Source organism: Shewanella sp. GutCb (genome assembly GCF_002836135.1).
Lineage (GTDB): Bacteria > Pseudomonadota > Gammaproteobacteria > Enterobacterales > Shewanellaceae > Shewanella.
In genome coordinates, this window is record NZ_PJBL01000105.1 from 145,228 (window position 1) to 157,623 (window position 12,396).

Annotated in this window: 11 protein-coding genes and 1 pseudogene; 9 read left to right on the forward strand and 3 right to left on the reverse strand. The window is 41.6% G+C overall.

Features of this window, described 5'->3' with window-relative positions; genetic code table 11:
• Positions 1-151: 151 nt before the first annotated feature.
• The 8 genes and pseudogenes from CXF86_RS20765 to CXF86_RS20800 form a co-directional block, all read left to right on the forward strand.
• Positions 152-544 carry a nuclear transport factor 2 family protein gene (locus CXF86_RS20765; RefSeq protein WP_101090042.1) on the forward strand — a complete coding sequence of 131 codons (393 nt, stop codon included), beginning with the start codon at positions 152-154 and terminating at the stop codon, positions 542-544.
• 38 nt (positions 545-582) lie between these two features.
• Positions 583-2,022 (forward strand): NAD(P)/FAD-dependent oxidoreductase, encoded by a 1,440-nt coding sequence (locus tag CXF86_RS20770; protein ID WP_102039926.1) that lies wholly within the window; start codon positions 583-585, stop codon positions 2,020-2,022.
• Positions 2,023-2,080: 58 nt separating this feature from the next.
• Positions 2,081-3,088: a TRAP transporter substrate-binding protein gene (locus CXF86_RS20775; protein WP_102039927.1), complete on the forward strand. Its 1,008-nt coding sequence runs from the start codon at positions 2,081-2,083 to the stop codon at positions 3,086-3,088.
• Positions 3,089-3,193: 105 nt separating this feature from the next.
• Positions 3,194-3,739 (forward strand): TRAP transporter small permease, encoded by a 546-nt coding sequence (locus CXF86_RS20780; protein ID WP_102039928.1) that lies wholly within the window; start codon positions 3,194-3,196, stop codon positions 3,737-3,739.
• 1 nt (position 3,740) lies between these two features.
• On the forward strand, positions 3,741-5,081 hold the full coding sequence (locus CXF86_RS20785) for a TRAP transporter large permease (protein ID WP_101090046.1): 1,341 nt from the start codon (positions 3,741-3,743) through the stop codon (positions 5,079-5,081).
• A gap of 57 nt (positions 5,082-5,138) precedes the next feature.
• On the forward strand, positions 5,139-6,020 hold the full coding sequence (locus tag CXF86_RS20790) for a cache domain-containing protein (protein ID WP_101090047.1): 882 nt from the start codon (positions 5,139-5,141) through the stop codon (positions 6,018-6,020).
• A 177-nt stretch (positions 6,021-6,197) separates the two neighbouring features.
• A complete protein-coding gene (locus CXF86_RS20795; RefSeq protein WP_257982842.1) occupies positions 6,198-7,262 on the forward strand; it encodes a porin in 1,065 nt (354 codons plus the stop codon).
• Positions 7,263-7,690: 428 nt separating this feature from the next.
• A pseudogene (locus CXF86_RS20800) lies at positions 7,691-8,336 on the forward strand (ISAs1 family transposase); the annotation flags it as partial.
• 425 nt (positions 8,337-8,761) lie between these two features.
• Here CXF86_RS20800 and CXF86_RS20805 read toward each other — a convergent pair.
• Positions 8,762-9,523 (reverse strand): class I SAM-dependent methyltransferase, encoded by a 762-nt coding sequence (locus CXF86_RS20805; RefSeq protein WP_101090162.1) that lies wholly within the window; start codon positions 9,521-9,523, stop codon positions 8,762-8,764.
• A 140-nt stretch (positions 9,524-9,663) separates the two neighbouring features.
• Here CXF86_RS20805 and CXF86_RS20810 point away from each other — a divergent pair, with 140 nt between their 5' ends.
• Positions 9,664-10,506 (forward strand): 23S rRNA (adenine(2030)-N(6))-methyltransferase RlmJ, encoded by an 843-nt coding sequence (locus tag CXF86_RS20810; RefSeq protein ID WP_102039929.1) that lies wholly within the window; start codon positions 9,664-9,666, stop codon positions 10,504-10,506.
• 104 nt (positions 10,507-10,610) lie between these two features.
• On the opposite strand, the gene CXF86_RS20815 is transcribed toward CXF86_RS20810, so the two are convergent.
• Together CXF86_RS20815 and CXF86_RS20820 are read right to left on the reverse strand one after the other, a co-directional pair.
• Positions 10,611-10,862 (reverse strand): hypothetical protein, encoded by a 252-nt coding sequence (locus tag CXF86_RS20815; RefSeq protein ID WP_101090049.1) that lies wholly within the window; start codon positions 10,860-10,862, stop codon positions 10,611-10,613.
• Positions 10,863-10,882: 20 nt separating this feature from the next.
• The gene (locus CXF86_RS20820; RefSeq protein WP_102039930.1) at positions 10,883-12,277 is read right to left on the reverse strand and encodes a M28 family peptidase; all 1,395 of its coding nucleotides are present in this window, start codon (positions 12,275-12,277) and stop codon (positions 10,883-10,885) included.
• Positions 12,278-12,396: the final 119 nt, after the last annotated feature.

A 12,396-nucleotide genomic window follows, 5' to 3' on the forward strand; every position in this document is an offset into this window, starting at 1 on the left:
AACCGAATACTGCGGCGTAACGCCTTAAGTAAAAGGAACGCATATTGATATAAATTACAAAATGCGATACAAAACATTTCATTTTATGCAATAAAGATTACAAATTCATGACGTATGAAAACAGTTAAATAAATAATTAGGAAGCAACACAATGAATAATCAAGTCAGCATTAGTTTTTTAGAGGCCTTTTCTCAAGCATGGAATGACCATGATATTGACACACTTATGAGCTGTATGACTCAGGATTGTGAGTTCCATGCTACCGCGGGCTCAACAGTTTTAGGCAGTAGCTTTAGTGGTGCTGATGACGTTAAAGCCGCCTTCCAACTCGCGTGGACAAACTTTCCTGACGCGCAATGGTTAGATGCAGAGCACTTTATCATTGGTGATAAAGCGGTAACTGAATCTACATTCTGCGGTACTAAAGCTGACGGTACTCGCGTCGAAGCACGCATGGTTGATGTATTTACCCTACGTGATGGCAAAATTTTGGTAAAAAATGCCTTCCGTAAAGATCGTCCCTCACTGGCAGCGTCCGCTTAATTGCGGTCTGATTTCTGCAAAACGCATTAAGGATGACTATGAGCATACACCTCGAAACCGCTGGCTTAGATCTAAAAGCAGGGATGAATGCACGGGAACCGTATAATCCACAATATGATCCATTAGTACAGCCTAACCCAGGTCACGGGCAAGATTATGCCCCAACCTACTGGATTGGTACTGCGGGTGAAGCCCCTGAAGATGATGGCCCAATCGTGAGTGATATCACAGCCGATGTTGTGATTGTTGGCTCTGGTTATACGGGACTATGTGCTGCGATTTATCTTGCTGAGCATTACGGTATTAAAGCCACGGTATTAGAGGCAAATAGAACAAGTTGGGGCTGTAGTACCCGTAATGGCGGACAAGCTCAATGTGCATCAGGACGCTTAAAGCGCTCACAATGGATTGAACGCTGGGGAGTCGATACTGCACTGCGTATGCACCAAGAATGTCTGGATGGTATGCAAACATTTAGGGATCTGATTAAAGATATTGATTGTGAGCCTCAAGCAGGTGGACACCTTTATATAGCCCACCGCGACAAGGTTATGCCCACTCTGGAAAAAGAAGCTTCAATACTGCGTAAAACATTTAATTATGATGCGCAGATCTTAGATGCTGCCACCGTCAAAAATGAGTATGTTAATGACTCCGAAGCGGCAGGTGCTATGCACGAGCCCGAAGGTATTGGCATTCATGCAGGCAAACTCGCCTTTGGTTATTTGAAAAAAGCGCGTGCACTCGGGGTTAAAGTTCATCCTGGTAGTCCCGTTATCGGCTGGGAAACACGTAATGGAGAACATTGCTTACGTACGCCAGGTGGTGTCGTCAAAGCGGGCGCTGTAGGAATGGCAACTGGCGGTTATACTTCTCAAGGTTTGCATGCCAGTACTAAAAATCGTTTACTGCCTATTCTTTCTAATTCAATTGTCACGCGACCATTAACCAACGCAGAACTCGCAGCGTGTAATTTTAAAACTCATCAAGTTATCACCGATACCCGAATATTAAGACATTATTACCGCCTTCTACCTGACAACCGCCTTCAAATAGGCAGCCGCAGTGCCATTACTGGTAAAAATGCTCCCAAGCAAAAATACCAACAATTTCTGGAAAATGATTTAGCAAAGAAATTCCCAGCACTTAAGGGAATACAAATAGATTACTCCTGGTGGGGATGGGTCGATGTCAGCCATGACATGATGCCACGTATTTACCGACCAGATCCGAAAGAAACCATCTATTACGCCATGGGCTACGGCGGTAATGGCGTGATGTATTCAGCCCAAGCAGGTAAACGACTCGCGCAGTGGATTGCCGGAGAAGAAACTCAGATAGATCTCCCGATATTTCAATCTCAGTTGCCCTTTCCGAATGTTCGCGAGGCTATTGAATCTGAAGCATTTGCTCCTTTTAGAAGAATGGGTCAGAAGTTTTTGTACAACTGGTATCACCTTAAAGATGAAGTCTTTTAAGTTGATGCAAAATAATATTTTCAATTCGAATCTAATAATTATAAAACAGGATAGAACTATGAAATTTGTTAAAGCCGTAATTGTACCCATTATCACCAGTGTTAGCTTACTCGCAATGTCACCCATCGCTTCTGCTGAAACGTTCAAAATGGCATTAGGGGACGCTGCCGGAGGAACTCAGTGGGAATTAGGAAAAACATTTCAGGAATTACTCAACGAAAAAACAGGTGGCAAAGCCACTGTTGATCTATTTCCTAATGGCCAATTAGGCAATGAGCAAGATACTGTTAACAATGCTTCTATGGGTATATTAGACTTCTCAGTATTGGCGATTAACAACGTCACGCCATTTTCACCTAGCGTAGGCTTACTGACTATGCCCTACGTTATCTTAAGCCCTGAAGATGCAAAAACATTAACCCAAGGTAAAATCGGTCAAGAGCTCGTTCAAAATACGATTGACGATGCAGGTGTACGCATTATTGGTTGGGCATATTCTGGTTTTCGCGTACTCACTAACTCAAAACGTCCGGTAAAATCACTCGCCGACCTTAAAGGGTTAGTCATTCGTGTGCCACGTAATGAGATTATGATGTCGACCTACCAAGCCTGGGGCGTTAACCCAACACCTATGGCTTGGTCAGAAACCTTCACAGGCCTGCAGTTAGGCGTGGTTGATGGACAAGATAATCCTTATATCACTATCGATGCAATGAAATTTAATGAAGTCCAAAAGTACGTCACCAACCTTCGTTATATCTTCTCAATTGAGCCACTTATCATCAGTGAATCTGTATTCCAATCTCAAAAGCCTGCAATGCAAGCCATCATTTTAGAAGCAGGTAAAGAAGCCACTGAACATAGCTACTCTTTCTTATTAGAGTCTGAAGATAAAATTAAGAAATCTTTAGTCGCCAAAGGCATGGTTATCTCTGATCCAAGTAATGGTGAAAAAGAGTGGATAGATCTAGCAACTAAGACTGTCTGGCCTAAATTTTATGACAGCATAGGTGGCAAGGATAAACTTGATGGAGCCTTAGCAACACTCGGTCGCGCCGCTAATTAATCTCATCGATTAATTCCCTTTAAAAATAGTCATAAAAATGGCGAGTGCGAATATTAACAATGAGTTTGTTCGCTTTATTCTTAGTTGTTTATTGAGGACAAGAATATGTCTGCTAAGCATTTTTTTATAAAACACATTAATAATATTGAAGAGTATTTGTGTGCTTTATTGTTAGCCACCTTTGTTATGTTGTTATTTGCACAAATTGTATTACGCCAATTTTTTCAGTACTCCATCCCTTGGGGGGATGAAGTATCAACTTACATGTTTGTTTGGTTTGCTTATCTGGGGGCCGTAGTCGCCGCTAAGATGTCTGCGCATAACCGAGTTACATTTCAGTTTAAATGGTTTCCACCAATCGTTAAAACCGTCTGTGAGACAATTGCCGATCTATTGTGGATTGGATTCAACCTCTTTTTTGTTTATTTAAGTTATGACTTTGTCTTTAATAAAATGAACCTATTTTGGAAGTCGCAAACGACAGGAATTCCAATGAAGTACTTTTACCTTATTTTACCCATTGCATTCACATTGATGTCGGTAAGAATACTGTGGAATATGTATTTACGATTATTTAAAGGGATTGAAGCTCTTGACCCTGAAGCAGAAGAACTGAAAAAAATCAGTCAAGCTAATCAAGGAGATATATAGCATGGAACAATATCTCACGCTGATTTTGTTTGGCGGTTTCTTAGTGATGCTTATCCTAGGTGCTCCAATTACCGTCTCTTTAGCTGGCGCAGCAATGGCTGCTTACCTAATACTTGATAAAAATCCTATAGCAATGGTTCAAATCGCATTTACCTCTGTGGGTAACTTCCCTTTAATGGCCCTCCCCGCCTTTGTCCTTGCGGGTGCCCTTATGGAGGCAGCAGGTATTTCGCGGCGATTAGTTGATATAGCCGAACACTTAGCTGGCCCAATTACCGGTGGCTTAGGTGCCGCGACAATTATCGCTTGCGTATTTTTCGGCTCAATATCAGGTTCTGGTCCAGCAACTACGGCAGCAGTAGGTATGTTAATGATTCCCGCCATGGTCAAGCGTAAGTACGATAGAAGCTACGCATCAGCCGTAACTGCCGCCTCTGGTGGACTGGGTATTATTATTCCCCCTTCAATTCCCTTAGTCATTTTTGGCATCTCATCAATGGGACTCAAGCCACCCGCTGAAGCCATCGCTTTACATGGTCAATTTGCCAGCATTTCGATTCCTAAGCTCTTTATTGCAGGTGTGATTCCAGGCTTTATTATCGCTGGTAGCTTGATCGTAATGAATTATGTCATCTCAAAACGCGAAGGCTATAAAGGATTAACCGATACATGGTCGTTCTCTGAGATAGGAACGGTTTTCCGCCGCGGGATTTGGTCACTGCTTGCACCAGTATTAATACTCGGTGGCATATACTCTGGCTTCTTTACGCCAACAGAATCAGCCATCGTCGCGGTCATGTATTCACTTTTTGTGGGTTTCTTTATCCACAAAGAGATGAAAATCAAAAACGTATTTAAGTCGTTATCTACGACCACTTGGATCACTGGGCGAGTACTTCTAATTTTGTTTGCCGCCACAGTATTTGGTCGCTTATTGGTCGAGCAAAGAATTCCAGCCATCATTGCTGAAAATTTACTGCACATGACCGATAACATGTACTTGATCTGGATTCTGATGATTGTCTTCCTACTCTTTGTCGGTATGTTTATGGAGACATTGGCAGCCATCATGATTATTGTCCCGGTCATGCTGCCTATTATGTATATGTTAGGCGCGGATCCAACCCATGTTGGTATCGTTGTGGTATGCGTACTTTCAATTGGGTTTGCGACGCCTCCTCTAGGGGAAAATATCTTTGTCGCATCCGGTATTGGCGGTTCGAGCGTTGAACAGATCACCGCACGTATTCACCCCTTCGTCTTAGCTTCTGTGATTGGCGTTATTATTATCGCATTCTTCCCACAGTTAACACTTTGGCTTCCCTCTCTGGTGGGATATTAATGAATCAACTCGGTAACAACACACATTTTATTAAATTGACATACTTAGGAATATTCTATGAATACTAAATTAAAAAGTAGCTTATTAGCCGCAAGTTTAGTGATCAGCACCTCTGTATCAGCAGGCATGACAGCAGCTGATGAAGATCTGAGTGTTACTCACATCGAAACAAAAGAAGAAGTTAGAGCCAAAGTACTTTTAGCAACAGCCGTTGACTATATAAAAGAAAATGGTAGTGAAGCCGCAAGTGATTTCAACCAAAAGCCTGAATTTTTTGATGGTAACTTGTATGTTTTCGCACTCAATATTGACGGTGAATTCTTAGCCAGTGGCGGTTCATCTTCTGTATTAGTCGGTGATACAGTATTAGATACCTTTGATATGTATGGTAAATATTTTTTCCGAGAAATGATCCAAAAAGCCATAAAAGATGGGAACGGAGCTGTTGAGTATCACTGGAAGAACCCGACAGATCGTTCAGCTTCACCAAAAAGAACTTTATTTCAACGTGTTGGAAATACCATTGTCGCGGTAGGCTATTATCCAGTCAGAGCTACTGCATTTCAAGCAAAAGAACTATTAGGCTTAGCCACAGTTGAAATACATAAAAATGTAAAAGCAGCGCTGCATAAATTCAATAATTTAGACGGTGAATATATTAAAGGTGATCTTTATATTTTTGTTATTGATATTAAAACAAAGTTATTTCTGGCTCACGGAGTTAGTCGCAGCTTAATCAACCAATCAATCGACACTTCGTTAGATGATGTCGGCAAAGCCGCCACCAATAAAATGCTAGAAATGGCGAAACAAAAAGATTCGGGCGAAATAAGTTATGTCTGGACAAACCCCATTACTAATGAAAAAGAAGTTAAGCGCACTTTATTTAGATTAATTGATAGATATTTATTGTGTGTAGGATATTACACTCCGAACTAATAATATTTATTTAATAATAAAAAGGTTAACAACATAAAAGATTAATAATAAATTAAGCGTGAAAAACTAGAATTAATTAATAAACATCAATAAAAGATTCTTACTCTAATTTTTAACTACAAAATTAGAGTAGCGGTGTGTCTGGATTCTAAAATCAAAATAAAAAGGGATATAACAATGATGAAGATAATGACAGTACTACCTTTAAGTCTGTGTGCGTTAACTATGAGCGCCCATGCTGCAGATACACTCGAACAAAAAGTGGAAAAATTAAATGAACGAATTCAGCAGTTAGAAGGTGAAACAGCGAGTCCTTCGCAGTTTGAAAACAGTAAATTCAGCTTATACGGTTCTTTTAGACCCACATTGGTCTACAAAGACAACCAAGATAATAACTGGGATATAGGCGATGCACTCTCTAGAGTCGGCATTAAAGCTAGCACAGAGTTTTCTGATGGTTGGAGTGCAATTGCGCAAGGCGAGTGGAGTGTTGATATCTCAAATAATGGTGATTTAGGTAAAGCTCGTTTAGCCTATCTTGGTATTGCTTCACCTTATGGACAAGTTGCTTTTGGTAAGCAAAGACCGGCTCAATACACCTTAATTGAAGAATATGTTGATATCTTTAACAATGCAGCTAGCCCTTTTGCTTTCGATAGCAACGGACCATTTTTTGTTGATAACTTCGCTACCTACAAATTAAGTCTCAAACAATTTACCTTGATGACCTCTGCTCAGCTAAATGGTAACAATGATACTTACCTGTATAACTCAGGCCTCGCTTTTGATAAAGATAGCTTTCATGTTGGTGTCACTTATCTAGATCAAAACACCAGTGATTCAGTCAACGGTGCTGAAATTAATGGCGAGCAAGAAACCTGGGCAGCCTCTGTGGCTTATGGATTTAAAAATGGTCTTTACTTAGCTGCAGCCTATACCGATGTTAGTTACGACTTTGATGTCTCTTCTATTGATAAGAGCGGCAGTACATTAGACACAGCCCTTGCTTATCCTATTGCTGATCAATATAAAGTTAAGCTCGGTTACTTTGATTACGATGACGGTAAGAGTGATCTATTCAGCCAAAGCTACAGCGGTTATAACACTACTCTTGAGTGGAACCCTGTTAGCAATATCCGCCTTCACTTAGAGTACTTAGCTAAAAACTATGATCAACAAAATGATGATCAAAGCGTGACACTTGGCTTCCGTTATGACTTTAATATGATGTGGGGAAAGTAAAATATTATTAACCCACTTTTTATAAAAACCTTTATCATTCAATAGCTGCAACCACAGCTATTGAATTTATTTATATATACAACATTCAAACTACACAATGTATTGAGTGACTCATTATAACCCCACACAATGATATCAAACTTATAATTAAAACTACTGAACATCTCCGTTATAATTTATCAACACCAACAAAAAACAGCCCATTAATATTGAAGTTAATTAATTTTAAAAACTTATTTAAAAACGTGTAATAAATTATAATCCAAAACAAAGTTCCCCTTAGGTGTTATCGTTATAATGGATTTTAAATGCACTATAAACACCATAATACTCAGGGTCAGATCGTGAACGTTATTCAAGCAGTTTCAGCAAAATATTGACCGGATCAAGTACTTGTGAGCTTATACTCCTTTTTAAGGAGTCTCATTATGTATATCGAATCATTCAAAGAACATTTTGGCGTGATTGACGACTACCGCCAAAGTGCAAAGATCACCTATCCATTGTTCGATATACTGTTCGATTCTCTTTGCGCTGTTATTGCAGGTTCGAATGATTGGTTCGATATCGGAGAATACATTATTAGTCACCACCATTGGTTCAAAACGCAAAAAGATTGTACCGGCAGGATCCCTACTGACGATACAATTGCTAGAACAATTCCTGTTATTACTCCTGATCGTTTTAACGAGTATTTTCTAGTATGGATGCAATCGGTTCAGCAGCTAACTAATGGGGAAGTCACTGCGATTGATGGAAAAACGCTACGCGATTCATATAATCGTGATGACCGAAACAGCACTATTCATATGATAAGTGCTTATGCTTCAACAAATAAGCTGGTACTTGCTCAATTAAAATTAGACCAAAAAAATAATGAAATCACGGCAATTACAGAACTTTTTTGAAAATACTAGAACTACGCGGATCGCTAGTGACAATCGATGCAATGAGCTGTCAAACAACGATTGCTAAACGATCATCGACAAAGATGGTAATTACCTACTGGCTATAAAAAACAATCAAGGCCGCTTAGCTAAAGCGGTGAATCAAGCTTACTTGAGGCATATGGCTCTCAACATGCTTAGAACAGAAGCGACTAAGCTCAGTATCATTGGTAAACAAAAGCGTTGTTTAATGAATCCTCAACATCTAGAAAAAGCTTTCCTCCCTAGATTATGTAGCTCGACTAAATAATGAACACTCATGTGTTTGTCCTGTGATTACTATCCCTCTCACTTATCGCGTTCTTTGATCGATATGAAGCGGTCAATCAATACAACAAACGTAGCATCACTAAGTCCTTTTTTGTAAATAAAATAATTTCATAACTATGCTACATTTGGATCTAAATATGGATAGGCAAGAAGAGCCAGCTTATTTACGAGGTCTATATATTGCTTCTTTTACCATCCACCCACATCTTAATTTATAATCTTTTATCAAATATTAGCCACCACTAAAGATGACTAAAATTGCCTTGAGCAGAACGATAAAACCTACTTCATTGCCGCTTTTACATATACATCGAATCTGTTTTTCTTTTGCGCCAATACCATACTCGGTTTTACACCGTCGAGGTCTTCAGCGTAGTCAGGGCGCTTAACTACAACGCGTTTGGTCGCTAGGGCTTGGGCTGGTTTAAGTAAACCATCTGCATCTAAATCTGCGCCCACAAGAGTTTGAAACACACGCATCTCTTTTTTAACTAACGCCGATTTCTCACGGTGTGGGTACATGGGGTCAAGGTAGACCACGTCAATTTCGGTGCCTGATGACTTAGCGGCATCGGCTAACGCATTAAGGCTTGAACCATGGAATAAGCTCATGCGCTCTCGCATCCACTCTCCAATCTCAGCATCGTCGTAGGCTCGGCGTAAACCATCCTCCAATAAAGCGGCGACCACAGGGTGGCGCTCAACCATAATCACTTTACACCCGAGACCTGCAAGCACAAAGGCATCGCGACCTAGGCCAGCGGTACCGTCCACTACGGTTGGCATTACGCCTTGCTTAAGGCCGACCGCTTTTGCAATTGATTGACCTCGACCGCCTCCAAACTTACGTCGGTGTGCAACGGCACCAGAAACAAAATCAACGTTAATACCGTCCAATTTTGGTTCATCACGCTTATACAGACTTAAGGTGTTGTGCTCAAAGCGTAACTCAAACTGCGCTTCTTTATCCCAAACCAGTCCCCAGCGTTCACTAATATCAGCGAGAGACGGGTATTGCGGATTAAAAAAAATCGGTATTTGCAAAAGTAATTCCAGGTGTTTAAGAGGCTCAGTCACATTATGCCAAAAGCCAGCGAGAGTGAATACCTATACCTGATGCCACATAAAACTTATAATGACGCTATTACACAGTTTATGACTGTCCATTTAAGTCTGGAATCCTCATGTTAAGTTACCGTCACGGCTATCACGCTGGCAATTATGCCGATGTTCTCAAGCACGCAATCTTGGTGCAAGTGCTGAAATTAATGCATAAAAAAGATAAGCCAATGGCCTACATTGATAGCCATGCTGGCGCTGGAGGTTATGCACTCACGGACGACTTTTCAAAAAAGACCGGCGAGTATTTAGAAGGCGTCGCGAGACTGTGGGAGCGAAGTGATTTACCTGAATCTTTAGTACAGTACATTACCGATGTGACTCATTTTAACCAAGGTAAGAAAGATCTCGAGTTTTACCCAGGCTCGCCTGCCTTTGTTGATATGAACATGCGTCAGAAAGATCGCATGGTTTTGCACGAACTGCACGGTACTGACTTTCTAACACTGGAAGAACAATTTGCCGGTGACAAACACGTTAACGTCATCAAGGGAGACGGCCTCAAAGGTATGATTGGTGCTGTGCCACCACTTGAGCGTCGTGGGGTTATTTTGATTGACCCGAGTTACGAAATGAAAACGGATTATCAAGATGTTGCTAAAGCCATTATCAAGGCGCACAAACGCTTTTCTAGCGGCGTATTTATGCTTTGGTATCCGGTCGTTGATCGCGCGCAAACCGAACGTATGCTTAAGGTATTGGCCGAAAGCGGTATTAAGAACCAGCTGCGTATTGAACAAGCGATTAAGCCAGACAGTGATGAATTTGGTATGACGGCCGCTGGGTTGTGGATTATCAATCCACCATGGCAATTAGACACCATTGCTAAAGAGATGCTCGATTATCTTGAGCGCCGTATTGGCCAAAATGGTGGTAAAACCGTGGTTAAGCAGGAAGTACCTGAATAACGTCTGACGTTATTACCTGACATAAAGTGCTCATGCGAATCAACCTGCATGGGCGCTTTTGTTTTAACCCTAGCTCACTATAAACCTGATACTACCAATTAAAACTATAAACACTCATCGTCATCGTTAATCTGACGAGTAAATAAGCCCATAATTGCACTTAAGATACCTATTTCTGTATCGTGATTATCGCTAGAGAATGTTTGACCTGGACGCGAATCTCTAACTTCTCGATCAGCCGCATTAGTACTTGCGCCTTTTACAAAATCACAACCCGCATTAGACACCGTATTGGATGAGCAAGCCACTGTGCTAATGGAAAGTAGCGCTATTGATAATATTAAAACTATTTTCATAAAAATTTATTCATCCTTGATTAAAAAAATGCCCCAGCAGCCCCAGGGAAGACTACCGGACTGACGTTTCCGTTAGCACTCACACTCGCAACACCAAATAGGTAGTTATCTATCACCATATTTTCCAGCTTGAACGAATTGACCTTGCCCACATAACGGCTATGCGTCCATTCTGACTCTGTGGTTAACCGCCAGTACACTCGGTATCCCACCACCTCTTTTTGCTTAGCAGCATGCCAATTTAGCGTGGTACTGGCTGACACTTGGCCTTCAATACTGACACCAGCTGGCGGCGCGGGGGCCCATGCCATTGAGGCTAAGCTAATGGCATTTAACGCGGTTAATTTTGCATTAAAATTGAAATCAACACCTTCAATTACATCACCATAAGCAATGCCATTTTCAACGCGAATATCTTGATGTTGGCGGTTGTAGTTCTCGTTAGTTTCCATGATGCGCACGGCCGGTAAACCCGCTTTGTTAAAAGGCAGATGATGGCCGCCACGACCAAAGCGATCTAAACGGTACACCAGCATGACATCTAAGTTAGTCATGTATTGGTCTGCTAACGTCTTAATTTTACGGGCAAGGTTACGTGATGCAGAATCATTTTCGCCGCCACTAAAATAACGCTGTTTGGCTTCATCTGTGGTTTCTGCAATCCGCACCCCTTCAGAAAAGACCCGCACTGAGTGGTTATCGATCACCCCGTTAATGCCTTCAATGTTACCTATCATGTCATTGTTTAATACAGCCTGAACTTGCCAGCCTTTATCTTTAGCGTATTGCGCTAGCGTTGCGCCACCGTATAAACCTTGCTCCTCGCCCGATAACGCCGCGTAAACAATGGTGCCGTTAAACTGGAACTGAGATAACACTCGCGCCGCTTCTATCGCGCCAGCCACACCCGATGCATTGTCGTTAGCACCCGGGGAGAGTGACGTTGCATTCATCACATCAGTCACTCGGGAGTCAATATCACCGCTCATCATCACTACACGCTTAGGATCTGTACTACCACGTTGAATCGCAATGACATTGACCACTTCGGTAGGATTAGGAATGCGCTTACCCGTGACAGTATCGGCAAGTGTTATAACCTCTAAGCAGCCACCACAAGCTGTAGATATCTGCTCAAATTCCGCTTTTATCCAACGTCTTGCCGCGCCAATACCTTGAGTATCAGATGCTGTTTCAGACAGCGTATGCCGGGTACCAAAACTCACCAATTTCTCAACATCACTACGTAAGTGATTAGCGCTTGGCGCAGTCGCGATAGTGTATAAGCGCATGTCTTCTGCAGAGGGAGCAACATTAGCTTCGCAGGCAACACTGCTTGCTGCCACTACCGATAACGCAAGCGCAGCCAAAGGCCACTTAGCGCTGAGAGACAATTTACCAAAGAACGTATTCATCTGAAGATTCTTTTTGTTGTTATTTTGCGCACCACTTTAGCAAAACGGCAGCCATTACGGGTAATTAAGCCACCCTCAATTGTTAGTATGTATGTCAACTGAAAGGCATCGCTTCATTT